A 23,159-nucleotide genomic window follows, 5' to 3' on the forward strand; every position below is an offset into this window, starting at 1 on the left:
GCCCGCGGGCTCTGGCCCGCGCTGGTGCGGGGCCGCCGCGGCTCCGGCTCCTGGCCGGTGCGGGCGGTCGCGGTGCCCGCGCGCCGCTCGGCGGCGGCGCCGACCCGCGCCGCGGCCGCGGCCGCGCGCTTGGCCTGCACCTTCCTGGTGTGCGCCGCTACCGGACCCCACCGCTCCTTGAGCGAGACCAGCAGCGGCGTCGCGAAGAAGATGGAGGAGTAGCTGCCCACCAGCAGCCCGACCAGCTGCACCAGCGCCAGGTCCTTGAGCGTGCCGACGCCGAGCAGCCAGACCGCGATCACCATCAGCCCGACGATCGGCAGCATGCCGATCAGCGCGGTGTTGATCGAGCGCATCAGCGTCTGGTTGATCGCCAGGTTGGCCTGCTCGCCGTAGGTGCGGCGATTCAGGTGCAGGATGCCCCTGGTGTTCTCCTCGACCTTGTCGAACACGATCACCGAGTCGTACAGCGAGAAGCCGAGGATGGTCAGGATGCCGATCACGGTCGCCGGGGTGACCTCGAAGCCGACCAGCGAGTAGACGCCCGCCGTCACCGCGACGTCGAAGACCATGGCCGCCACCGCCGCGATCGCCATGTCCCGCTCGAAGCGGACCGCGATGTAGACCGAGACGATCACCAGGAACACCAGCAGCGCGATCAGCGCCTTGCGGGTGATCTGGTCGCCCCAGGTCTCGCTGACGTCGGAGACGCTGATCGCGGCCCGGCTCGGGTTGCCCGCGGAGTCGGTCGGCTGGAACCGCTCGTAGAGCGCGGAGTTCAGCTGGTCGACCTGCGCGGCGTCCAGCGCCTGCGAGCGGATCAGCACGGTGGCCGACCCGCCGGTGCCGACGGTCTGCACCGCCTCCGGCTCGAAGCCGAGCGCCTCGGAGTAGGTCTGCTCGACCTGCTCCGTGGTCGCCGACCCGGCCGGGAACTGGATCTGCGACCCGCCCTCGAAGTCGATGCCGAAGTTGAAGCCGCGGATCGCCATGCTGCCAACGGCGATCAGGACGATCACCGCGGTGATCAGGTACCAGCGGCGCCGGTTGCCGATCACGTCGATGGCGCCGGTGCCGGTGTAGAGCCTGCTGAAGAAGCCGCGCGCGTGCGCCCGCTGCACGGGCGCGAAGACGTCCGTGACCTCGGTGGCGTTGGTGCCGTTCTCCAGCGAGTACGCGGGCTCGCGGTCGGTGTGGCTGTTCGTCATGGTGCTCTCACGCCTTCCCGAGTGCGGGGCGAGCGGCGGTGCGTTCCCGGGCGATCTGCTGCATCGCGCCGAGGCCGTTGACCGCGGGCTTGGACCAGAAGGCGGTGCGCGAGGCGAGCAGCACCAGCGGCGCCGTCACCAGGAACACCACCACCACGTCCAGGATGGTGGTCAGCCCGAGCGTGAAGGCGAAGCCGCGCACCTGGCCCGCGGCCAGGATGTAGAGCACCGCGGCGGCGATGAAGCTGACCGCGTTGCCGGAGAGGATGGTGCGTCTGGCGCGCTGCCAGCCGCGCGGCACCGCCGAGCGGAAGCTGCGGCCCTCCCTGATCTCGTCCTTGATGCGCTCGAAGAACACCACGAAGGAGTCGGCGGTCATGCCGATGCCGATGATCAGGCCCGCGACGCCCGCGAGGTCGAGGGTGAACCCGATCCAGCGGCCGAGCAGCACCATGATGCCGTAGACCGCGAAGCCGGAGGCGATCAGCGAGAACGCCGTGAGCAGCCCGAGCATCCGGTAGTAGGCGAAGCAGTAGAGCAGCACCACCGCGAGCCCGACCGCGCCCGCCAGCAGCCCCGCGCGCAGCGAGGAGAGGCCGAGCGTGGCGGAGACGGTCTGTGCCTCCGAGGTCTCGAAGGAGAGCGGCAGCGAGCCGTACTTCAGCGTGTTGGCGAGCTCCTTGGCCGAGGCGGCGGTGAAATTGCCGGAGATCTGGGTGCGGCCGCCCTGCTGCGGGCCCTGCTGCACCACCGGCGCCGAGACGACCTGCGAGTCCAGCACGAAGGCGACGCGCTTCTGCACGTACTCGCCGGTGAGCGCGGCCCACTCGTCGCTGCCGCCGGACTTGAACTCCAGGTAGACCTCGTGCCGCGCCTGCTGCTGGTTCAGCCCGGAGCTGGCGTCGGCGATGTCCTGGCCGTCGATCCGGCTCTTGTCCAGCAGGTAGACCTCGGTGCCGTCGCTCGCGCAGGCGACCAGCGGGAGGTTCGGGTCGTCGTTGCCGCGCAGCGGGTCGGGCTTGGTGCAGTCCAGGGTGGCGAGCGCCGCCTGCTGCACGGCCTGGTCGGTGCTCTGCCTGGTGGTCTTGGCCTCGGCGATCTCGGCCCTGGCCTGCTCGGCCGGGGTCAGGTCCGCGGTGTTCGGCTCCGGGGTCGGCGCCGGGGTCGGCGGGGCCTGCTCGGCGGGCGGCGCGGGCACCGGTTCGCCGGGCGGCGGGACCTGGTCGGCGGGCGGCGCCGGCGCCGGTTCACCCGGCGGCGGGACCTGCTCGACCGGGGGCGCGGGCTCCGGCGGCAGCTGGGCCGGGAAGAGCCGCGGCTGCGGCGCGGGCGCCACCTCGGGCGCCGGGGCCGGGGCCGGGGCGGCGCCGTCCGGGGCGGGAGCCGGGGCCGCACCGTCCGGGACGGGCGCGGGCGCGGGGACAGCACCGCCGGGCGCCGGGGCGGGCGTGCCCGGCTGCGGCGCGGTGGCGCGACCCGCGGCCGGGACCGCGGTCAGCACCGGGCGGACGTAGAGCTTGGCGGTGGTCGCCAGGGTGCGCGCCTGCTGGCCGTCCTCACCCGGGACGGTGATCACGATGGTGTCGCCGTCGATCACCACCTCCGAACCGGAGACGCCGAGGCCGTTCACCCGGTTCTCGATGATGGACTGCGCCTGCCTGAGGCTGTCCTGGCTCGGCCTGCTGCCGTCCGGCGTGCGCGCCGTCAGCGTGACCCGCGTGCCTCCCTGCAGGTCGATACCGAGTTTCGGGGTCGGGGACTTGTCCCCGGTGAAGAAAACCAGCGCGTAGATCAGAGCGAGCAGGGCAACGAAGAGGCCGAGCAGTCGCCATGGGTGCGCCGATCCCTGTGACGGAGGCACAGTGCGTCATCTCCTAGAGCGGAAGTCGAGTGGAACCGGCGCGCCACCGGGCGCGCCGAGATGCCCGCGCCGGGGACCGGCGCGGACTGCGTGAACCGCGGCGAGCGAGATCAGTCCTTGGTCAGCCGGGTCTCGGTCTGGCCGGGCGTCTCCTCGGTGGTCACCGGCGCGGCGGGGGCCTCGGGCTCGTCCGGCGTCGCCGCGACGGCGGTGCCGGGCTCCTCGACGGCGGTCTCGTCCTCGGTGCGGACCTCGCGGATCGCCTGGCGCAGCCAGGTCGTCACGACCTCCTCGGCGATCTCCAGGTCGACGGTCGTCTCATCGACCTCGACCACGGTGCCGTAGAGCCCCGAAGTGGTGGTGACCCGATCCCCGACCTTCAGGTCGTCCTGCATCGCGGCGACTTTCTCGGCCTCACGCTTCTGGCGGCGAACGCCGAGGAACATCGGCACGAGCAGAGCGACCAGCAGTAGCGGAAACAGCAGTTCCATCGTCGACGTCAGTCCTGGTTCGTGGGTGGGGTGGACAGGTACCCACACAGTCTGCCAGTTGGCGCAACCGGCCCCGCACTCAGGCGGGCGCGCCGCCGTAGACGTAGTCGTCCAGCGGGAACCGGACGGCCTCCCGGTGCGCGTTCAGGGTGCTGGTCGGGCGCAGCAGCGCGGCCTCGCCGTGCGGGTCGAAGTAGTAGCTGCGCGCCGACGCGCAGTCGCCGCCGTAGAACACCGAGGTGCCGAGCCGCTCGGTGACCCGGTCCAGGAAGTCGGCATTGGCCCGCTCGGTGACCTCGAAGGTGGCCGCGCCGCGCCGGGCCAGCTCGCCGAGCAGCCTGCCCATGTGCTTCATCTGCGCCTCGACGGTGGTGAAGTACGAGAGCCCGCTGTAGGAGTACGGGCTGTTCAGGCTGAGGAAGTTGGGGAAGCGCGGCACGGTGATCCCCTCGTAGGCCTGGAACCGGCTCGCCCGCCACCAGGCGCCGAGGTCGGTGCCGTCCCGGCCGAGCACCCGGATCGCCGGGAAGTTGGCCTGCCACAGGTCGAAGCCGGTGGCGAGCACCAGGGTGTCCAGCGCGACCGCGGAGCCGTCGGCGAGCGTGATGCCGTCCGGCGTCACCGCCGCGATGGTGCCGGTCTCCAGGCGCACGTGCGGTTCGTTGAAGACCCGGAAGTAGCGGTTGGAGAAGGTCGGCCGCTTGCAGCCGAAGTCGTAGGCCGGGGTGAGCGCGCGCCTGGTCTCCGGGTCGCGCACCGAGGCGCGCAGGTGCGCCTTCGCCAGCAGCCCGGCGCCCCGGTTCAGCACCTTGGCCCTGGTGAACTCCAGCACGCCCGCGACCATGATCGCCTCCAGCACCGAGGTGTTGGCCAGCCGCGCGGCCCGCTGCGTCACCGGCACCGCCGCGAAGAGCCGCTGCACCGCGGCCGGGATCGGGGTGTCCACCTTGGGCACCACCCAGATCGGGGTGCGCTGGAAGACGGTGAGCTCGGCGGCCTGCTCGGCGAGCTCGGGGACCAGCTGCACGGCGGTGGCGCCGGTGCCGATCACGCCGACCCGCTGCCCGGTCAGGTCGAGGCCGTCCGGCCACGCGGTGGTGTGCACGATCCGCCCGGTGAAGCCGTCGATGCCGGGGAAGGGCGGGGTGTAGGGCTGGGAGAGGAAACCGGTGGCGGTGATCAGGAAGCGCGCGGTCAGCTCGGCGCCGGTGTCGGTGGTGACCACCCACTGCTGCCCGTCGACGTCCCAGCGGGCCTGCTCGACCGCGGTGCCGAAGCGCATGCGGCGGCGCAGCCCGTACCGCTCGGCCACGTGCCCGGCGTAGCGACGCAGCTCCTCCCCCGGCGCGAAGAGCCGGGACCAGTACGGGTTCGGCTCGAAGGAGTACGAGTAGGTGACCGAGGCGATGTCGACCGCCAGCCCTGGGTACCGGTTCACGTGCCAGGTGCCGCCGAGGTCGTCCTCGCGCTCCAGGATCAGGTAGTCGCCCAGCCCCAGCCGGTCCAGCTGGATGGCCGCGCCCATGCCGCCGAACCCCGCGCCGACCACGATCGCGTCGTACCGGTGTGCTCCGTCTTCGCGAGGCGTCATTGCCGCACCTTCCCTTGTGACTCTCCTGTCACGGAATGACATGTCATTCCGCGCTGTGCCGACCGTATCATCGGCGGGGTGACGAAGCCATCGACGCGGGCCGAGCGCCGCAAGGCCGAGCTGCGCCGCGACATCATCGACACCGCGTTCGTCTGCTTCGCCGAGAAGGGCTACCACGCCACCGGGATCGCCGACATCGCCGGTGAACTCGGCATCGGCCACGGCACCTTCTACCGCTACTTCAGCAACAAGCGGGAGATCATCGACCACGTCATCGACGAGCTCGCCGCGCGCATCGTCGCGGCGCTGGCCACCGAGAACTCCCCCGACGCCGCCGCGACGCTGGACGACTACCGGGCCCAGATCGAGCGGATCGGCGCCGCGCTGACGGTGATCCTGGTGCAGGACCGCCGGGTCGCGCAGCTGCTGCTCTTCCACGCCACCGGCATCGACGACGAGCTCACCGCCCGGCTGTACGGCCTGCTGGACACCGCCGACGCGCTCACCGCCGGCTACCTGGAGCACGGCGTCGAGCGGGGTTACCTGCGCGCCGACCTGGACACCGCGAACACCGCGAAGGCGGTCACCGGGATGCTGCTCGCCGCGGTGCTGCACGGGCTGCGCGACCCCGAGGGCGACGTGCGCGCGCTCGCCGAGGCGATCCGCCGGCTGCTGGTGGACGGCGTGCGCCGGGAAGGCGACGGCAACCCCGGCTGAACCGGGACCGCGGGAGCGCTCGCCTCGGTATCGTGTTGCGGGGTCCACCACTGCCGCGGGGGTTTTCTACAGTGTTCGGAATGAACCGGTCGATCAGGAAGTCGCAGGTTCCGGCAGGTCGCGCCCCCGTTCCGCCGCGGATGACCCCGGACGAGGTCGGCCGCGCGCACTTCGACCGCCCGCCGCTCGGGCAGCGCGGCTACCACGCCGACCACGTCGACGAGTTCCTGCGGTCGGTGGCCGCCACCCTGGCGGGCGCGGGCGCGCTCACCGCCGACGACGTCCGCCGGGTGACGTTTCCCGCCCCGCGCTTCGGCGGCCGCGGCTACCGGACCGACCAGGTGGACGAGTACCTGGACCGGATCCGGCTGGAGCTGGAGTCCAGGCAGAACGGCGGGCACCCGGCGCCGGAGCAGCGCGCGCACGCAGGCGCCGGCGCCGCCATCCTCACCCCGGACGACGTGCACCGGGTGCGCTTCACCGCGGCCGTGCTCGACCGCCGCGGCTACGGCGAGGAGGAGGTGGACGCCTTCCTCGACCTGGTCGCCGCCACCCTGGCGCACGCGGGGCCGGGCAACCTGACCGCCGCCGACGTGCGCGAGGTGCGGTTCACCGGTGCCAGGCTCGGCACCCGCGGCTACAGCCGCGAGGAGGTCGACGCCTTCCTGGACCTGGTGGTCACCGCGCTGGAGCAGCGCAGCTAGCGGTCGCTCGCGCCCGGCGCCGGTTCGCTCAGCTCGTCCGGGAAGACGAAGCGGCGGATGGCCCAGAAGCGGAAGGCCATGGCCAGCAGCACGCCGAGGATCTGCCCGCTGACGAAGTTCGCCACCGCCTGGGTGACCGGGCCGACGAACGGCACCCGCAGGTCGAGCACGTAGAGCGAGATCGCCTGCGGGATCATGGTGACGCCGATGCCGAGCGCGCTGACCGCGAAGAAGAGCGCGGCCTCGTGGTGCCGCTGCCTGCCGCCCCTGGTCCGGAAGGACCACTCGCGGTTCAGGATGTAGGAGGCGATGGTCGCGATCAGCACCCCGAGCAGCCGCGCGGTGAGCGGCTTGTCGCCCAGCACGGTGAGCTTCACCGCGTAGACGACGCCGGTGTCGATGAACCACGTGATCGCGCCGACGACAGCGAATTTCAGCAGCTCGCGGTGGCGGATCACGGTGCTGCGGTGCGGCTCCGGAATGCGCCCGAGCACCGAGTGGACGACCGTCATTCGACCGACTCTAACCGGGCGCGCACAGTGCTGCTCAGTCGAAGAGGTCCAGCGTCTGCTGGGATTCGTGCGCGCGCACCTCGAGCGAGCCGTAGAACGAGTCGGCGGGCGGCACCAGGCCGAGGTGTTCCCAGGCCGCGGTGGTGGCGACCCGGCCGCGCGGGGTGCGCGCGACCAGCCCGGCGCGCACCAGGAACGGCTCGCACACCTCCTCGACGGTCGCGGCCTCCTCCCCCACCGCGACGGCCAGTGTGGAGACGCCGACCGGGCCGCCGTGGAAGCCGCGCACCAGCGCGCCGAGCACCGCGCGGTCCAGCCGGTCCAGCCCGAGGCCGTCCACGTCGTACACCTCGAGCGCCGCGCGGGCGATGGCGAGCGTGACGTGGCCGTCGGCGCGCACCTCGGCGTAGTCGCGGACCCGGCGCAGCAGCCGGTTGGCGATCCGGGGCGTGCCGCGGGAGCGGCCCGCGATCTCGGCGGCGGCGTCCGGCTCGATGGCGACGCCGAGGATCCGCGCCGAGCGCAGCAGGATGCGCAGCAGCTCCTCCGGGTCGTAGAAATCCATGTGGCCGGTGAAGCCGAAGCGGTCGCGCAGCGGCCCGGTCAGCGCGCCGGAGCGGGTGGTGGCGCCGACCAGGGTGAAGGGCGCGATGTCGAGCGGGATCGAGGTGGCGCCCGGCCCCTTGCCGACCACGACGTCCACCCGGAAGTCCTCCATGGCGAGGTACAGCATCTCCTCGGCCGGGCGGGAGATGCGGTGGATCTCGTCGATGAAGAGCACGTCCCCGTCGACCAGGTTGCTGAGCATGGCGGCCAGGTCGCCCGCGCGCTCCAGCGCCGGGCCGGAGGTGACCCGCAGCGCGGTGCCGAGCTCACCGGCGATGATCATGGCCATGCTGGTCTTGCCGAGCCCGGGCGGGCCGGAGAGCAGCACGTGGTCCGGGGTGCCGCCGCGTTGCTTGGCGCCGCGCAGCACGAGCGCCAGCTGCTCCCTGACCCGGGGCTGGCCGATGAACTCGTCCAGCGAGCGCGGGCGCAGCCCGTTCTCCAGCTCGCCGTCGGACGGCAGCGCGGCCGCGGCGATCGGGGAGCCGTCGTCGGCGGCGAAATCGGCGTCGTCCACGGGCTATCGATTCCTGCCCAGCAGCCCGAGCGCGGCGCGCAGCACCGCCGATGTCCCCGCGCCGGGCTGCTCGGCGAGCACGGTGTCGACCGCGGGCTCGGCCTGCCTGAGCGGGAAGCCGAGGCCGGTGAGCGCCTCCACCACCTGGTCGCGCACCGGGCCCGCCGCCGCGGCGGCCGGGCCGCCGGACTGCACCGGGACGGCGTCCACCTTGTCCCTGAGCTCGACGATCATCCGCTCGGCGCCGCGCTTGCCGATGCCGGGCACCCGGGTGAGCGTGGTCAGGTTGCCCTCGGCGAGCGCCTTGCGCAGCGCCTCCGGCTCCAGCACCGCGAGCACCGCCATGGCCAGCCGCGGGCCGACGCCGTTCACCGTCTGCAGCAGGCCGAAGAGCTCGCGCGCCTCGGTGTCGGCGAAGCCGAAGAGCGTCATGGAGTCCTCGCGGACGATCATGGCGGTGTAGAGCCTGGCCTGCTCGCCGCGGGTGAGCCCGGCGAGCGTGGCGGGCGTGGCGCTGAGCCGGTAGCCGACGCCCGCGGCCTCGATCACCGCGTGGTCCAGCGCGATCTCCAGTACCTCGCCGCGCACCGACGCGATCACGGCCGCACCGCCTTCCGCTGTTCGGCCAGCCTGGCCTGGTATTTCCGCTTCGCCTCGGCCGCGGCCCGCTCGGCCTTCGCCATCCGGTCCAGCAGGGGGGCGCGCCAGCAGTGGCAGATGGCCAGCGCCAGCGCGTCCGCGGCGTCCGCGGGCTTCGGCGCCACCTGGAGCCCGAGAATCCGGGTGACCATCGCCGTGACCTGGGCCTTGTCCGCCGCGCCGTTACCGGTCACCGCGGCCTTGACCTCGCTCGGGGTGTGGAAGGCGACCGGGATGCCGCGGCGCGCGGCGGCCAGCGCGATCACGCCGCCCGCCTGCGCGGTGCCCATGGCCGTGCGCACATTGTGCTGGGCGAAGACCCGCTCGACGGCGACCGCCTCCGGGCGGTGCGTGTCCATCCACTGCTCGGCGGCATCGGCCACCAGGAGCAGGCGGTGTGCCAGGTCGAGCTCGGGCGGGGTGCGCACCACGTCCACGTCCAGCGCGGTGACGGTGCGGCCGCGGCCGCTCTGCACCATGCTGAGCCCGCACCGGGTGAGCCCGGGGTCGACGCCCATCACCCGCACCCCGACCCCTTCCCTTTGGGCGAACAATTGTTCGAGAGTTTAGCTCACACGGTCGGTTCCGCCGCCTGGCGACACGGTAGCAAGGGTTGGTTATGCGGGGCTGCGCCCCGCACCCCCGGCGCGGCCGCCGCGCGTGGCCACCGGTTATCTGTCGGACCTGCGGGGCACAATGCGGGCATACCCGACCCGCTCCGAATGGAGGAACACCGTGGCTCCCGAACCCACCGGCACCCTGCAGCGCACCGCCACCGGCCGCGATCTGGTGCTCACACGGCGGTACGCCGCGCCGGCGGAGGAGATCTGGACCGACCTCACCGACCCCGACCGCACCGCGCTGTGGTTTGGCCGCTGGGCGGGCGAGCCGGGCGGCGACATCCGGGTGCAGATGGCGTTCGAGGAGGGCGAGCCCTGGATGGACATGCGGATCGAAGCCTGCGAGCCACCGCGCCGCCTCGAACTGCGCGCCGAGGACGAGGCGGGCTCCTGGCACCTCGAGGTCCTGCTCACCCCCACCGCGGACGGCACCGAGCTGGCGCTGGTCCACCACCTGGACGAGGGCGCCGACCCGGGCATGATCGGCCCCGGCTGGGAGTACTACCTGGACCTGTTCGGGGCGGCCCGCTCCGGCGCGGACCGCCCCGATTTCGACGACTACTTCCCGGCGCAGCAGGCGTACTTCCAGCGCCTGGGCTGAGTCAGTCGTCCAGCTCGGCGAGCACCTCGTCGGAGATGTCGGCGTTGGTGTAGACGTTCTGCACGTCGTCGCTGTCCTCCAGCGCGTCCACCAGCTTGATCACCTTGCGCGCGCCGTCGGCGTCCACCGCGACCGAGACCGAGGGCTGGAAGCCGGACTCGGCGGAGTCGTAGTCGATGCCGCTGCTCTGCAGCGCGCTGCGCACCGCGACCAGGTCACCGGGCTCGCTGATCACCTCGAAGGTGTCGCCGAGGTCGTTGACCTCCTCGGCGCCCGCGTCCAGCACGGCGGTGAGCACGTCGTCCTCGGAGAGGTCGTTCTTCTCCAGGGTGACGACGCCCTTGCGGTGGAACAGGTACGCCACCGACCCCGGGTCGGCCATGTTCCCGCCGTTGCGGGTCATGGCGACGCGGACCTCGCCCGCGGCGCGGTTGCGGTTGTCGGTGAGGCACTCGATGAGCACCGCGACCCCGTTCGGCCCGTACCCCTCGTACATGATGGTCTGCCAGTCGGCGCCGCCGGCCTCCTCGCCGCCGCCGCGCTTGCGCGCCCGCTCGATATTGTCGTTCGGGACCGACGACTTCTTCGCCTTCTGGATGGCGTCGAACAGCGTCGGGTTGCCTTCGGGGTCACCGCCACCCTGCCGCGCCGCCACCTCGATGTTCTTGATCAGCTTCGCGAAGAGCTTGCCTCGCTTGGCATCGATCGCGGCCTTCTTGTGCTTGGTGGTGGCCCATTTGGAGTGGCCGCTCATTGCCTACTTCCTTCGAGTCGGTGACACGTTCGACGTGTGTACGTTACTCGCCCGGTTCAGCCCAGGTCGTCGCGCTCGCCCTTGGCCCGCCGCACCAGGTCCACGAAGAGTTCGTGCACCCGCAGGTCGCCGGTCACCTCGGGGTGGAAGGAGGTCGCCACGACCGCCCCCTGCCTGACCGCGACGATCCGCCCGGCGGCCGGGCCGTGCGGCACGGTGGCGAGCACCTCGACGCCGTCCCCCGCGCGCTCCACCCACGGCGCCCGGATGAAGACCGCGCGCATCGGCCCGTCGTCCAGCCCGGCGAAGTCCAGGTCGGCCTCGAAGGAGTCGACCTGCCGCCCGAAGGCGTTGCGCCGCACTGTCATGTCGATGCCGCTCAGGTGCTGCGCGTCGGCCCTGGTGTCGAGCACCTCGGAGGCGAGCAGGATCATCCCGGCGCAGGAGCCGAAGGCGGGCATCCCCGCGCGCAGCCGGGCGCGCAGCGGCTCCAGCAGCTCGAAGGTCTGCAGCAGCTTGGAGATGGTGGTCGACTCACCGCCGGGCAGCACGAGGCCGTCCACCGCGGCGAGCTCGCTCGCGCGGCGCACCAGGGTCGGGGTGGCGCCGCACTTCTCCAGCGCGACGATGTGCTCCCGGACGTCGCCCTGCAGCGCCAGCACGCCGACGACCGGGCGGAACGGGGCGCTCCCCGGATCGGTCACTGCTGGTCCCTGAGGGTGCGGATGAGCCCCTCCTGCACCACGGCGGCGACCAGCCTGCCCTCCCGGTCGAAGATCTTGCCGCCGGTGAGCGCGCGGCCGAAGCCCGCCGAGGGCGAGGACTGGTCGTAGAGCAGCCAGTCGTCGGCGCGGAACGGGCGCAGGAACCACATGGCGTGGTCCAGCGAGGCGTTCTGGGTGGGCTCGTTCGGGTGCGTGACCTTGGAGGAGCCGAGCAGCGTCATATCGCTCATGTAGGCGAGCGTGCAGACGTGCAGCAGCGGGTCGTCCGGCAGCGGGTGCCGGTAGCGGAACCACACCTGCTGCTGCGAGACCACGCCCGGCCTGCGCGCCACGTCCTCGCGCGGCACGATCCTGATGTCCCAGTGCTCCCACTCGCGCATGAGCCACAGGCTCTCCGCGCTCAGCGTGGTGGAGACGTCGGGCAGTTCGTCCGGGGCGGGCACGTCGGACATCACGTCCTGGTGCGTGGGCCCCTGGTCGCCGGTGTGGAACGAGGCCGACATGGTGAAGATGGCCTGCCCCTCCTGGATCGCGGTGACCCGGCGGGTGCAGAACGAGCGGCCGTCGCGGATCCGCTCGACCTGGTACACGGTGGGCTGGTCCGGGTTCCCCGGCCGCAGGAAGTACCCGTGCAGCGAGTGCACCTGGTGCCGCGGCTCCACCGTGCGCACCGCCGAGACCAGCGCCTGCCCGGCGACCTGACCGCCGAAGGTGCGCGGCAGCTGCGTCTTGACCGAGGCGCCGCGGAAGATGTCCCGCTCGATCCGCTCGATCTCCAGTGCCTCTTCGATTGTCGCCATGCGCTGAGAGTATCCCGGCCGGTCGGCGCGGTCGGCGGCACCCGGCGGACCTGCCGCGCAGCCGTTTGCTGAGATGGAGCCGTGCCGCGCTACGAACCCCTGAGCCCCGGTGAACTCGTCGCCCGGGTCGCCGAGCGGGTCCTCGCCCGGCCAGGGCGCGCCGTCGTCGCGGTGGACGGCGCCGACGCCGCCGACCCGGAATCGGTTGCCGACGCTGTGGTTTCGCGGTTGCGCGCTGCCGGTCGGGACGCCGCCGCGGTGCCCGTGCACGGCTACGTCCGCCCCGCCTCGCTGCGGTTGGAGTACGGCCGCGACGACATCGACTCCTACCGCGACGCCTGGTTCGACTACGCCGCGCTCGACCGCGAAGTGCTCCGCGCACTCCGCGACCGCGCCCGCTGGCTCCCCGCGCTCTGGGACGAAGCCGCTGACCGCTCCGCCCGAGCCACCCTCCGCAACGCCTCCCCCGGCACCGTCCTCGTCGTCCCCGGCCCCATGCTCCTCGGCCGCGGCCTCACCTTCGACCTCACGGTCCGGCTCGAGCTGAGCGAACCCGCCCTCCGCCGCCGCACCCCCGAACCTCAGCACTGGACCGTCCCCGCCCTGCTCGCGCACGCCGCCGAGTACCCCGAGGTGCCCGATTTCGCAGTCCGCTGGGACCACCCGAGCAAGCCCGCCCTCCGCATCTCGGACTGATCCGATGCACGGTGGGCCCGGTGCACACTCTCGATTCCGAATAGCTTGGATCCATGGGGACCGCAGACCTTCCCGCGACCTGCTCGCTCGCCGAGCGCGTCTCCGAAGCATTCCCGCGGATGCTCGCTCTGTCGCCGGTGGACCGGGAATCCTGCGACGGCTATCGCCGCGGGGCTCGACAGAACCGACCTCGAGTGGCTCGAGGAGGAAACACCCGTCGAGCGTCCCTGGTAACGGCAGCAGCCCGAGGAGGTTGAGCCGGTCCCCGTCCGCCCCGGACGCCGGAGTAACCGCCTTCGGAATTACGCACCCACAACCTCACGGCACAGTGGCGAGATATTCCTCGAGTTCCCGCACCACGGGTGCGTCCGGCGCTGCGGCCCCCAGAGTCCGTCGCGTTCGCTTGACCTCCGATGCGAGGCGAGGCGAGCCGTAGGCAGTAGCAACAGCGCTGGTCGCGCGGGTGATCCTAGCCGATTCCTCGATTTCCCCCACGTGCGCGAGCGCGGCGGCGAGTCCGATGTCCGCGAATCCTCGGGAAAGGGCATAAGCCGGGTCGATCAGCTCGACACAACGCCGCGCCGCGCCGACACCAGCCCGGCGGTCACCCACTCCGACCAGACATTCCGAACGAAAGCCGTGGTGGATCGCCGCGTCGAAGACGTAGGTCGGCAGGGTGGGCTCGGCGCTACCGATGAGGTCGTCGGCTTCATCGAGCGCGCTGCGGCACTCGCGCGCTTCACCCCGTTCGGCGTGCGCCTCGGCGGCCATATCCAGGGCATAGGCGGTGAGCAGCCGGTTCTGTGCCCGGGTGGCCCACCATCGGGCGGCAGCGGCGTAATCGACGCCGAGTCCGGGACGGCCGTCGCGGGTGGCGGCCAGGGAAGAGTTGCACAGCACGAGCGCGGTCAATGCCGGATCAGCGGCATCGTCCGCCGCCGACCGGGCTACTTCGTAGTGGGCCATCGCCGCCCGCATGTCACCGGCGTCGTACGCCTGCCAGCCGATGACCCGCGCCAAGGAGGCCCGCACGGCGTGCAGACGAGATTTGAGTGCGGCCGGACAATCCGGGAGTAGCGACTCGACCAGCTCGGCTTGGCCGCGGCGAATCGCCGCCACCGCGCGGGGCCCGAAGGACTCGTATTGCTGCGCGGTGACCTCGGCGACGGCTTCGAGTTGTTCGATGGCAGCTCGATCGACCTTGCCGCCCAGGGCGTAACCGAGGCGGCTCTGTGCGGCATCATCGAGCCCGGCCAGCACGGCGGCGGCGGGCAGGGTCCCGGCGGCGCCGAGGAAAGCCAGCAGTTCGCGTCGGTTCATGTCGATCCATGCCTTCAGGTCGAGGGGTAGCTGATGCATATCGACCGCAGCTGCCGGAGCAGCCGGGGTGACCGCAGTGTGGGTGTCGAAGGCGGTCACCAGTGCGCCACCTGCGCGGACCGCGCCGTCGACGACGATCCAGAACCGGCGGTCCGGCACCGATCGTCCGGCTTCGACATGCGCGATGTAGGAGCGGTCGACTCGGCATTGCCTGGCTACGGCAGCCTGAGTCAGTCCCGCGTCGCGGCGGGCTCTGGCCAGCATTGCGCCCACGGTCGGCCGTCCTGTTTCGAGCATGATCCCCACCCAGCTCTCAACGATGTTCTGTTTGTCGACATCCACGATAGGCCACCGATCCCAGCCGGTGAGGCATTGTGAGCAGCACGTGTGATCACTGTGCTCACACACGGATTCACCGGTGACATGGATGGTGCGAATCCCATCGACGGAAGAAGAAAGCGCATGATCGTGGCCGACCAGCTGTGCCGCCGCAGTACTCGAGAAGGGGAGAATTCCCGATGATCCCGATGACCATTGCCGAGATCGCCACAGCTGCCGGCGGCGCCCTCGATGGTGTCGATGACGCCGGCCGTCAGGTCACCGGGCCTACGGCGTTCGACTCCCGCCATGTTGTGGAGGGCGGCTTGTTCCTGCCTGAGCGGTTCCCGCGCCGACGGCCACGACTTCGCTCACGAGGCCATCACCTCGGGCGCCGTCGCGGTGCTGGCCACTCGGGCGACCGGCGTCGCCTCGGTGATCGTGGACGATGTCGTAACCGCGATGAGCGATCTGGCGCGGGCGGTTGCCGCTCGCTACCGAGGCACGGTGCTCGCGATCACTGGGTCTGCGGGCAAGACGAGCACGAAGGATCTGCTCACCCAGATCCTGGCCCGGTCGGGTTCGGTGGTCGCCACCGAACGGTCCTTCAACAACGAGATCGGCTTCCCGCACACAGTGCTGCGCGTGCAGGCCGACACCGACTTCCTGGTTGTGGAGATGGGAGCTCGGGGCGCGGGCCACATCAGCCACCTCGCCGGTATCGCCCGGCCGACAATCGCCGCGGTGCTGGGAGTCGGTTCGGCGCACCTGGGGGAGTTCGGCAGCCGAGAGGCCATTGCGACGGCGAAACGAGAACTGGTCGAGGCGCTCGACGCCACCGGCACGGCGGTCCTCAATATCGATGATCCGCTGGTGCGAGCGATGGCCGCGCACACGGCCGCGCGAGTGGTGTGGTTCGGCACCGACCCCGAAGCCAGCGTCCGAGCAGAGGACGTCACTCTCGACGCCCACGCTCGCGCCTGCTTCGTGCTGCGATACGGATCGGAGCGCGCACCGGTGCGGCTGCGGGTGGTGGGCGGACACCACCTCACCAACGCGCTGGCCGCTGCGGCGCTCGCGTTGAGCGCCGGAGTGCCGTTCGCGACGGTTGCCGACACACTGGAACAGGTCGGGCTGCTCTCGGGCAGCCGCATGGAAGTGACCGAGCGCGAGGACGGCGTCACCATCGTCAACGATGCGTTCAATGCCAGCCCGGAGAGTGTGGCGGCGGCCCTCGAATCGCTCGCCGCGCTCTGTGCGGGCGGTCGCCCCGCGATCGCGGTCCTCGGGGAGATGCGCGAACTCGGCAACAGCGCTGCCGAGGTTCATCGCGAGGTCGGTCGGCACGCCGCCGAGCTGGGCATCGACGAGTTGATCGCGGTCGGTGCCGACCACGCGCGACTGATGACAGAGGCCGCGCGTGCGGCAGGTGGGGCACGGGTCACCCATGTCACCACCCGGGACGAAGCGCTCGAGGTGCTCACCTCGCTGCTTCGGAGGCGGGAAGTGGTCCTGTTCAAGGGCGCGAACTCGGCCGGATTGTTCGAGACCGCCGCCGCGTTGGCCGCAATGCCGATAGCGGAATCGAGGCCGTCGTGACCACCGTCGATCTCCTCGATCTGGCACGACGCGCGTGCGCCTCGGCCGATGTCCCCGCAGGTCGGATCAGCGCGATTCGGTTGCGGGACAACGCGATGCTGCGTACCGACGATCGCACCGTGATCCGCGTGCTTCAGCGTGGGCAGCTCGAGACCGCTATCCGGGAGTTGAGGGCAGCCGACTGGCTGCGCTCCCACGGGGTCCGTGCGCCCGAGCCACTCGTTCCCGATCCCGTGGTCGTTTCCGGACGGCCGGTGACCTTCTGGGAGGATCTCGGCGGAGGAGGACCGGTCGACCCCGCCGAGACGGCTGCGCTGCTGCGCGCGCTGCACGGATTGCGGGTGCCCTCGCACCTCGGGCTGGCGCGCTTCGCACTTCCCGAGTTCGCCGAACAGATCGCCCGCACTTCGGTCGATGACGACGCCAGGTCGTGGCTGAGTGGCCATGCAGCCGAACTGGCACAGCGGTGGGACGGTATCGCTTGGCCCACCTCGTGGTGCGTCATCCACGGAGACCCCAGTCCACACAACACCGTGGCCGCCGCCCACGGCGGGCATGTGGTCGATCTGGAGCGTTGCGCAATCGGTCCACCCGAATGGGACCAAGCGACCGTCGCGTTCCAGTCCGACACCCTGTCCGACCCACCGTCTCGGTGGGCCGCGTTCCGCGATTCGTACGGTGCCGATGTCACCGAATGGCACAGCTACCCCATCCTCCGCGACATTCGCTCGCTGGAGCTGTGCCTGTTCGCGTTACGACACGCGACCGTCAGCGATCACGCGCGTGCGCAGGCGGATTACCGCTTGGCCTGCATCCGGAGTCGGCGCGGTGAGCGCCCGTGGAGATGGATCGCTCCCTAGCTCAGGCCGAGGCGTCGCTGTTGTCGAAATCGAGGGGTAGACCCTCGGTCCGGCACAAGCCGACATCGAATTCACCGGTCCGGTCCGCCACCCGGTCGAGCACATCGCCGAGCCGCGCTCCTGACCCATCAGCCCGACGAGGTACGTATGCCGGCTCGAAGCCGTCGATTCACCCGAACCCGCCACAGACGACGTCGATACCCAGAACCAATCGGTGCCGCATGCTGAGGCGAATCGACTCAAATTCACCGAACCCTGGCGGTGACCAGTGCCATCGCGCTCGAAGTGTCGGGCAGGACCGGTGGGTGGTGAGCTACTTACCCGGTCGAACCCTGTCCGCTGACCAGGCCCGTGCCGCCCTGCGGGTCGCCGAAGAGTTGAACGGTTTGCGCGACTGCGCGGCCACGCTGGGCCTGACGCTGCTCGAACTGGTCGGGTTGGCGCTGATGGACTGCTCCGGACAGCGAACGTTCGCGCACCCTTCCGCCGCTCCGGATCGGTCCGCACCGGGACAGTCGCACTGATGGCGAATGGTCACCGACCCACTGCCGAGGTGCTGCTCACGGGCGAGGCGCTGCTATCCGCGATCCGTGGGCATCATGTTGGTGACCGCCGGCTGGCACAGCTGGCCTACGAGTTCGGAAAGGTGCAAACCGAAACGATGGGAACGGTGATCGACCGGTTGGCCCAGGCACAGGTACGCGCCTACCACCTGCTGATGACCGTGGACGATGTGGCGGCTCCGCACGTGCACGCGGCTTGGTTCCGGCTCGCGGAGCTGGTCGACGAGTACACGGACCTGATCACAGCCATCGGGCAGCGCTCCCGGCGTCTGCCCGAACTACCTCCCGCGTCGCCGAACGACCTGCAACACGAAGAAACCGCCGCCCGGCACCTCGCGGCACCGGACGGCGTTCAGGAAAAGGTCACCAGCCGCGCTCGGCGAGGCGGTGCGGCTCGGGGATGTCCTCGACATTGATGCCGACCATCGCCTCGCCGAGCCCGCGCGACACCTTGGCCAGCACGTCGGGATCGTCGTAGAAGGTGGTCGCCTTGACGATCGCCTCGGCGCGCTGCGCCGGGTTGCCGGACTTGAAGATCCCGGAGCCGACGAAGACGCCCTCGGCGCCGAGCTGCATCATCATCGCCGCGTCGGCGGGGGTGGCGATGCCGCCGGCGGTGAAGAGCACGACGGGGAGCTTGCCGGTTTCGGCGACCTCGCGGACCAGCTCGTACGGCGCCTGCAGCTCCTTGGCGGCGACGAAGAGCTCGTCCTCGGGGAGCGAGGACAAGCGGCGCAGCTCCTGGCGGATCTTGCGCATGTGGGTGGTGGCGTTGGAGACGTCGCCGGTACCGGCCTCGCCCTTGGAGCGGATCATGGCCGCGCCCTCGGTGATCCGGCGCAGGGCCTCGCCGAGGTTGGTGGCGCCGCAGACGAAGGGGGCGGTGAACTTCCACTTGTCGATGTGGTTGGCGTAGTCGGCGGGGGTGAGCACCTCGGACTCGTCGATGTAGTCGACGCCGAGGCTCTGCAGGATCTGCGCCTCCACGAAGTGGCCGATCCGCGCCTTGGCCATGACCGGGATGGAGACGGCGGAGATGATGCCGTCGACCATGTCGGGGTCGCTCATCCGGGAGACGCCGCCCTGCGCGCGGATGTCGGCGGGGACCCGCTCCAGCGCCATGACGGCGACGGCGCCCGCGTCCTCGGCGATCTTCGCCTGCTCGGGGGTGACGACGTCCATGATCACCCCGCCCTTGAGCATCTCGGCCATGCCGCGCTTGACGCGGGCGGTACCGGTGGTGGGGGTGGGATCGGGGGTGGTCACGGCAAACTCCTGGGTCATGTGCGCCAATCGGTCGGGGGACGTCCCCGATTCTAGGCGTGCCAGGCAGGCCACTTGATAGCCAGTCCGGCACCACTGGTCTGGTACCGGACCGGCGTTCTACAGCAACCCCGCCGCGACCGTGACGGCCGTTACAGCGGAGCGACGACCAGCAGTTCGGCCCAGTACGTCGCTGCGGCCGGGCCGATCAGCGGCGTCAGGAAATCGAACAGCAGATACGACATGTGTTACCTCCACCTCTCGCGCGCCCCCGATGACGCGTCCGTACAGGGTTACCCGACCCCGGGGGCCGGGGACCCTCCTGCCCTTCGATTGTGCAGCAGATCACAGGTATGTTTCAGCGGATCGAGCGGACCTCGGGCTCGTCACCGCCATCGGCGACCGCCACCGCCTCGGCGAGCAACTCGTCCAACTGGTACGGGTAGACGGTCTCCCCCGAGCGGTCCAGTGCCGCGATGTCGTCCGGGGCGCACCACTTGTTGCCGGAGATCGAGCGGCGCTCGACGAAGGTCGGGGAGGCAGGCTTCGGCTCGAAGGCGGGCACCCGGAGCACGAAGAAGAGCTCCTCGGCGCGGATGATCTCGCCGTCGAAGGGGAAGACCGCGACCCGCCGCCAGATCGGCCCGCGCAGCGCGGCGGGGTCGGCGATCTGGCCGGTCTCCTCGTGCAGCTCGCGCACGGCGGCCTGGCGCAGCGTCTCGCCCGGCTCGACGCCGCCACCGATGGTGAACCAGAACGCGGTCTCCGGGGTCCGCGGGTCGGAGCCGCGCATGAGCAGCACCCGGCCGGAGTGGTCGAGCAGCACCACCCGGGCGGAGGTGCGGCTGGTGTCGACGGCGAGCCCGGTCGAGGCGGCGGGCGTGGTGCGCTCGGGGATCTCGAAGTAGGTGGGCAGCGGGGCGGTGCCGCCGAGGTGCAGCCAGCGCACCGGGCGCCTGGTGCGCAGCGCGAGGGTGTCGCGCACGGCGTCGTTGTGGAAGCGCCGGGCGATCAGCACCCTGGCCTCGGCGTCGGCGAGCTCGGAGACGAGCTGCGGGCGCAGCTGCTCGAGGTCGACGGCGGCGAGCGCGGCGCCGAGCCGGTTCTCCGCCGCCTCCCGCTCGCCGCGCTCGGCCCGTTCGGCGCGGCCCGCCAGCGCGGTGAGCCTGCGCGCCTGCTCGGCGGCGGCCGGGTCGGAGACCGGGCCCGCGATGGCGAGCGCTACCGCCCGCGCGACCACCGCGCGCCGAGCCAGCGCGGACTCCAGCGCGGCCCAGGACTGGTCGTTGCGGACGTGCAGCCGGTCCAGCCGGTTGGCGGTGGAGTAGGCCCAGAGCGCCAGCGCGGCCAGCGCCGCGACGACGATCGCGAGGACCAGGACGGTGGTGGCGGAGAAGGTGATCATCCGGCGGCCCGCACGCCCTCGTCGCCGACGGTGACGGTCTCGTAGACGCGCAGGATCTGCTCGGCCACCACCGGCCAGTCGTACTCCCCGACCACCCTGCTCGCGGTCTGCACCAGCGCGTCCCGCCGCGGCTCGTCGGCGAGCAGGTCGCCGAGCGCGGCGGCCAGGGCGGCGGAGTCACCGATCGGGACCAGCACGCCCGCGGCGCCGTCGCGCAGCACCCGGCGGAAGGCGTCGAGTTCGCTGGCGACCACCGCGGTGCCCGCGGCCATGGCCTCGATCAGGATGATGCCGAAGCTCTCGCCGCCCAGGTTCGGCGCCACGTAGACGTCCGCGCTGCGCATGGCCGCGGCCTTCTCCGCGTCCGAGACCAGGCCGAGGCAGCGCAGCCGGTCGGCGTGCGGCCCGGCCTCGCGGCGCAGCCGCTCCTCGTCGCCGCGGCCGACCACCAGGATCTGCACCTCCGGGTGCCGCGCCACCAGCTCCGGCAGCGCGGCGAGCAGCACGGCCATGCCCTTGCGCGGCTCGTCGTAGCGGCCGAGGAAGAGCACGGTGCCGCCGGGGCGCGGGTAGCCGGGCAGCAGCGGCGCGCGGACGAAGGCCTGCACGTCGACGCCGTTCGGGATCTCCACCGCGTCCGAGCCGAGCGCCTCCACCTGCCAGCGCCGAGCCAGCTCGGAGACGGCGATCCGGCCGGTGATCTTTTCGTGGTAGGGCCGCAGCACGCCCTGGAAAGTACTGAGCACCAGCGACTTCGTGGTGGAGGTGTGGAAGGTGGCGACGATCGGCCCCTCGGCGATCTTCAGCGCCAGCATGGACAGGCTCGGCGCGTTCGGCTCGTGGATGTGCAGCACGTCGAAGTCGCCGGTCTCGATCCAGCGCCGGATCCGGGTGTAGGCCATGGGGCCGAAGGCGAGCCGGGCGACCGAGCCGTTGTAGGGGATGGCGACCGCGCGCCCCGCCGAGACCACGAAGTCCGGCAGCTCGGTCTCCTCGGCGGCGGGAGCGAGCACGCTGACCCGGTGGCCGCGCTCGATCAGCACCCTGGCCAGCTCGACCACGTGCGCCTGCACCCCGCCGGGCACGTCGAACGAGTACGGGCAGACCATGCCGATCCTCATCGGCCCGCCTCGCCGGGCTGCCTGCCCGCCTGCGCGGCCTCGATCGCCGCGCGCCTGCGGTCGGAGAGGTCGCCCTCCCACAGCGGTTGCAGCATGTGCCAGTCCGCGGGGAACTCGGCGATGCCCGCGGCGAAGGAGTCGGCGAGGGCCTGGGTGGCGGCGGCGACGCCCGCGGTGGTGTCGACGGCCGGGCTCACCCGCAGCCCCCACGCCTCGGTGCCGTCCTCGGTCTCGCGGAACCACAGGTGCACCGGGAGCAGCGCGGCGCCGGTCTCGACCGCCAGCGCAGCGGGGCCCGCGGGCATCCAGGTGCGCTCGCCGAAGAAGGTGACCGGGACGCCGCGGCCGGTGAGGTCGCGCTCGCCGAGGAGGCAGACGATGCCGTTGCCGCGCAGCCGCTCGGCGAGCGTGCCGAACGGGGGCTGTTCGCCGCCGGTGAGCGGGAAGATCTCGAAGCCGAGGCTCTCCCGGTACGCCACGAACCGCTCGAACAGCGACTCCGGCTTGAGCCGCTCCATGACGGTGCTGAAGCGACCGTAGTTCTGCACCAGCCAGACTCCGGCCATGTCCCAGTTGCCGGAGTGCGGCAGGACCAGCAGCACGCCGCTACCGCGCTCGAGCGCGGCGTCGAGGTGCACCAGCCCCTCGACCGGGAGCAGCGGGGAGCGGCCGAGCGCGGCGTGGTCCATGGTCGGCAGCCGGAAGGCCTCGCGCCAGTAGCGGGCGTAGGAGCGCAGCGCATCCCGGATCAGCTCGTCCGGCACCTCGGCCGGGGGGACGTCGAGGACGCGGGCGAGGTTGCGGCGCAACTGCTCCGGGCCGCCGCCGCGGGCCGCGCGGTCCCCACCGAAACGAAAGGCACTGCGCGCCAACCCTTCCGGCAGCATGCGCACCACGCGCCAGCCCGCGGCGTACCCGAGCGCGGCCACGCGCTCGCCGACGCTCATGCGGCGCTCCCGAGCGGTCGGCAACCGACGGGCGCGGCGACCCGCCCGCTCATCCGGCCTCCTGCGCCGGTGCGGGCCCGGTGGGCGGGAGCAGGTCGCGGGCGCCCGGCGAGTTGCGCACCGCGAGCACCCGCTGGAACACCGTGACGGTGCTGAGCACCGCGAGGATCCACATGGCGACGTGCACCGCCCAGGTGAGCCACTCGATCCCCCAGTACCCGCCGATCCCGGTGAACCCGGCGCCGACCAGCACGATGATCAACCGGTCCGGCCGCTCGATCAGCCCGCCGTCGGCGGAGAGCCCGCTGGCCTCGGCGCGCGCCTTGGCGTAGGAGATGACCTGCGAGGTCACCAGCACCACCAGCGTTGCGGCGAACAGCACCTTGTCGTTCTCGTGGAACACCGCCCACCAGGCCAGCCCGCCGAAGATGGCGCCGTCGGCGACCCGGTCGCAGGTGGCGTCCAGCACCGCCCCGTACCTGGTGCCGCCGCCCCGCGCCCTGGCCATGGCGCCGTCCAGCATGTCGAACATGACGAACAGCCAGATCACCATGGTGCCCCAGAACAGGTGGCCCGCCGGGAAGAGCGTGACCGCGGCCGCGATGGTGGCGGCCGTCCCGAGCAGCGTGACCGCGTCCGGGGTGAGCCCGGTGCGCACCAGCGCCTTGCCCAGCGGAGCGGTGGCCTTGGCGAAGGTCGCGCGGCCGAAGAAGCTCAGCAC

The 23,159-nt window shown here is 71.7% G+C and carries 25 protein-coding genes; 8 read left to right on the forward strand and 17 right to left on the reverse strand.

Annotation, left to right across the window (positions count from 1 at the left end; translation table 11 throughout):
* The 4 genes from secF to ACFUUZ_RS24625 all read right to left on the reverse strand — a co-directional run.
* Positions 1 to 1,208, reverse strand: a 1,208-nt coding sequence (gene secF / locus ACFUUZ_RS24610; protein ID WP_378700058.1) for a protein translocase subunit SecF, incomplete at its 3' end; no start/stop codon positions are given.
* A 7-nt stretch (positions 1,209 to 1,215) separates the two neighbouring features.
* On the reverse strand, positions 1,216 to 3,069 hold the full coding sequence (secD, locus tag ACFUUZ_RS24615) for a protein translocase subunit SecD (RefSeq protein WP_378700059.1): 1,854 nt from the start codon (positions 3,067 to 3,069) through the stop codon (positions 1,216 to 1,218).
* A gap of 110 nt (positions 3,070 to 3,179) precedes the next feature.
* A complete protein-coding gene (gene yajC, locus ACFUUZ_RS24620) occupies positions 3,180 to 3,560 on the reverse strand; it encodes a preprotein translocase subunit YajC (protein WP_378700061.1) in 381 nt (126 codons plus the stop codon).
* Between the two features lie 79 nt (positions 3,561 to 3,639).
* Entirely contained in the window at positions 3,640 to 5,151 is a 1,512-nt protein-coding gene (locus ACFUUZ_RS24625; protein ID WP_378700063.1) for a flavin-containing monooxygenase, read from the reverse strand.
* A gap of 78 nt (positions 5,152 to 5,229) precedes the next feature.
* Here ACFUUZ_RS24625 and ACFUUZ_RS24630 point away from each other — a divergent pair, with 78 nt between their 5' ends.
* On the forward strand, positions 5,230 to 5,868 hold the full coding sequence (locus ACFUUZ_RS24630; protein ID WP_378700065.1) for a TetR/AcrR family transcriptional regulator: 639 nt from the start codon (positions 5,230 to 5,232) through the stop codon (positions 5,866 to 5,868).
* Positions 5,869 to 5,948: 80 nt separating this feature from the next.
* Positions 5,949 to 6,572: a DivIVA domain-containing protein gene (locus tag ACFUUZ_RS24635; protein ID WP_378700067.1), complete on the forward strand. Its 624-nt coding sequence runs from the start codon at positions 5,949 to 5,951 to the stop codon at positions 6,570 to 6,572.
* Here the strand turns inward: ACFUUZ_RS24635 and ACFUUZ_RS24640 are convergent.
* From ACFUUZ_RS24640 to ruvC, 4 genes are read right to left on the reverse strand one after another with little or no spacing between them, the layout of a single operon-like run.
* A complete protein-coding gene (locus ACFUUZ_RS24640) occupies positions 6,569 to 7,084 on the reverse strand; it encodes a GtrA family protein (protein ID WP_378700069.1) in 516 nt (171 codons plus the stop codon). The genes ACFUUZ_RS24635 and ACFUUZ_RS24640 overlap by 4 nt on opposite strands.
* A 34-nt stretch (positions 7,085 to 7,118) precedes the next feature.
* Positions 7,119 to 8,207 (reverse strand): Holliday junction branch migration DNA helicase RuvB, encoded by a 1,089-nt coding sequence (gene ruvB / locus ACFUUZ_RS24645; RefSeq protein ID WP_378700071.1) that lies wholly within the window; start codon positions 8,205 to 8,207, stop codon positions 7,119 to 7,121.
* Between the two features lie 3 nt (positions 8,208 to 8,210).
* A complete protein-coding gene (ruvA, locus tag ACFUUZ_RS24650) occupies positions 8,211 to 8,807 on the reverse strand; it encodes a Holliday junction branch migration protein RuvA (RefSeq protein WP_378700073.1) in 597 nt (198 codons plus the stop codon).
* Positions 8,804 to 9,373, reverse strand: a complete 570-nt coding sequence (gene ruvC, locus ACFUUZ_RS24655; protein ID WP_378700075.1) for a crossover junction endodeoxyribonuclease RuvC — start codon at positions 9,371 to 9,373, stop codon at positions 8,804 to 8,806. Before ruvC ends, ruvA begins: the two co-directional genes overlap by 4 nt.
* A 208-nt stretch (positions 9,374 to 9,581) precedes the next feature.
* On the opposite strand from ruvC, the gene ACFUUZ_RS24660 reads away from it, so the two are divergent.
* Complete coding sequence (locus ACFUUZ_RS24660; RefSeq protein ID WP_378700077.1) at positions 9,582 to 10,067, forward strand: SRPBCC family protein; 486 nt, start codon at positions 9,582 to 9,584, stop codon at positions 10,065 to 10,067.
* 1 nt (position 10,068) lies between these two features.
* Here ACFUUZ_RS24660 and ACFUUZ_RS24665 read toward each other — a convergent pair whose 3' ends face one another.
* Genes ACFUUZ_RS24665 through ACFUUZ_RS24675 form a run of 3 tightly spaced genes read right to left on the reverse strand, consistent with a single transcriptional unit; the run spans position 10,069 to position 12,346 of the window.
* Positions 10,069 to 10,821, reverse strand: a complete 753-nt coding sequence (locus ACFUUZ_RS24665; RefSeq protein ID WP_378700079.1) for a YebC/PmpR family DNA-binding transcriptional regulator — start codon at positions 10,819 to 10,821, stop codon at positions 10,069 to 10,071.
* Between the two features lie 56 nt (positions 10,822 to 10,877).
* Positions 10,878 to 11,525, reverse strand: a complete 648-nt coding sequence (pdxT, locus tag ACFUUZ_RS24670; protein WP_378700081.1) for a pyridoxal 5'-phosphate synthase glutaminase subunit PdxT — start codon at positions 11,523 to 11,525, stop codon at positions 10,878 to 10,880.
* A complete protein-coding gene (locus tag ACFUUZ_RS24675; protein ID WP_378700083.1) occupies positions 11,522 to 12,346 on the reverse strand; it encodes an acyl-CoA thioesterase in 825 nt (274 codons plus the stop codon). The genes pdxT and ACFUUZ_RS24675 overlap by 4 nt, the downstream gene beginning before the upstream one ends.
* Before the next feature lie 81 nt (positions 12,347 to 12,427).
* On the opposite strand from ACFUUZ_RS24675, the gene ACFUUZ_RS24680 reads away from it, so the two are divergent.
* A complete protein-coding gene (locus ACFUUZ_RS24680; RefSeq protein ID WP_378700085.1) occupies positions 12,428 to 13,042 on the forward strand; it encodes a hypothetical protein in 615 nt (204 codons plus the stop codon).
* Positions 13,043 to 13,360: 318 nt separating this feature from the next.
* Here ACFUUZ_RS24680 and ACFUUZ_RS24685 read toward each other — a convergent pair whose 3' ends face one another.
* Positions 13,361 to 14,704 carry a helix-turn-helix domain-containing protein gene (locus ACFUUZ_RS24685; protein WP_378700087.1) on the reverse strand — a complete coding sequence of 448 codons (1,344 nt, stop codon included), beginning with the start codon at positions 14,702 to 14,704 and terminating at the stop codon, positions 13,361 to 13,363.
* A gap of 285 nt (positions 14,705 to 14,989) precedes the next feature.
* On the opposite strand from ACFUUZ_RS24685, the gene murF reads away from it, so the two are divergent.
* The 4 genes from murF to ACFUUZ_RS24705 all read left to right on the forward strand — a co-directional run bounded on the left by murF (position 14,990) and on the right by ACFUUZ_RS24705 (position 18,118).
* Positions 14,990 to 16,279: a UDP-N-acetylmuramoyl-tripeptide--D-alanyl-D-alanine ligase gene (gene murF / locus ACFUUZ_RS24690; protein ID WP_378700089.1), complete on the forward strand. Its 1,290-nt coding sequence runs from the start codon at positions 14,990 to 14,992 to the stop codon at positions 16,277 to 16,279.
* On the forward strand, positions 16,276 to 17,139 hold the full coding sequence (locus ACFUUZ_RS24695) for a phosphotransferase (protein WP_378700091.1): 864 nt from the start codon (positions 16,276 to 16,278) through the stop codon (positions 17,137 to 17,139). The genes murF and ACFUUZ_RS24695 overlap by 4 nt, the downstream gene beginning before the upstream one ends.
* A gap of 305 nt (positions 17,140 to 17,444) precedes the next feature.
* Entirely contained in the window at positions 17,445 to 17,663 is a 219-nt protein-coding gene (locus ACFUUZ_RS24700; protein ID WP_378700093.1) for a hypothetical protein, read from the forward strand.
* Positions 17,663 to 18,118, forward strand: a complete 456-nt coding sequence (locus ACFUUZ_RS24705; protein WP_378700095.1) for a DUF4254 domain-containing protein — start codon at positions 17,663 to 17,665, stop codon at positions 18,116 to 18,118. Before ACFUUZ_RS24700 ends, ACFUUZ_RS24705 begins: the two co-directional genes overlap by 1 nt.
* On the opposite strand, the gene pdxS is transcribed toward ACFUUZ_RS24705, so the two are convergent.
* From pdxS to pgsA, 5 genes are all read right to left on the reverse strand, one after another.
* Positions 18,066 to 18,968, reverse strand: coding sequence for a pyridoxal 5'-phosphate synthase lyase subunit PdxS (gene pdxS, locus ACFUUZ_RS24710; protein WP_378700097.1), 903 nt, complete (start codon positions 18,966 to 18,968; stop codon positions 18,066 to 18,068). The genes ACFUUZ_RS24705 and pdxS overlap by 53 nt on opposite strands.
* A gap of 355 nt (positions 18,969 to 19,323) precedes the next feature.
* Complete coding sequence (locus ACFUUZ_RS24715) at positions 19,324 to 20,367, reverse strand: NUDIX domain-containing protein (protein ID WP_378700153.1); 1,044 nt, start codon at positions 20,365 to 20,367, stop codon at positions 19,324 to 19,326.
* Entirely contained in the window at positions 20,367 to 21,491 is a 1,125-nt protein-coding gene (locus ACFUUZ_RS24720; protein ID WP_378700099.1) for a glycosyltransferase family 4 protein, read from the reverse strand. Before ACFUUZ_RS24720 ends, ACFUUZ_RS24715 begins: the two co-directional genes overlap by 1 nt.
* The gene (locus tag ACFUUZ_RS24725) at positions 21,488 to 22,438 is read right to left on the reverse strand and encodes a phosphatidylinositol mannoside acyltransferase (RefSeq protein WP_378700101.1); all 951 of its coding nucleotides are present in this window, start codon (positions 22,436 to 22,438) and stop codon (positions 21,488 to 21,490) included. The genes ACFUUZ_RS24720 and ACFUUZ_RS24725 overlap by 4 nt, the downstream gene beginning before the upstream one ends.
* 49 nt (positions 22,439 to 22,487) lie before the next feature.
* The gene (gene pgsA / locus ACFUUZ_RS24730; RefSeq protein WP_378700103.1) at positions 22,488 to 23,159 is read right to left on the reverse strand and encodes a phosphatidylinositol phosphate synthase; all 672 of its coding nucleotides are present in this window, start codon (positions 23,157 to 23,159) and stop codon (positions 22,488 to 22,490) included.

Origin of the sequence: Nocardia sp. NPDC057353 (assembly GCF_042667085.1) — a bacterium.
Lineage (GTDB): Bacteria > Actinomycetota > Actinomycetes > Mycobacteriales > Mycobacteriaceae > Nocardia.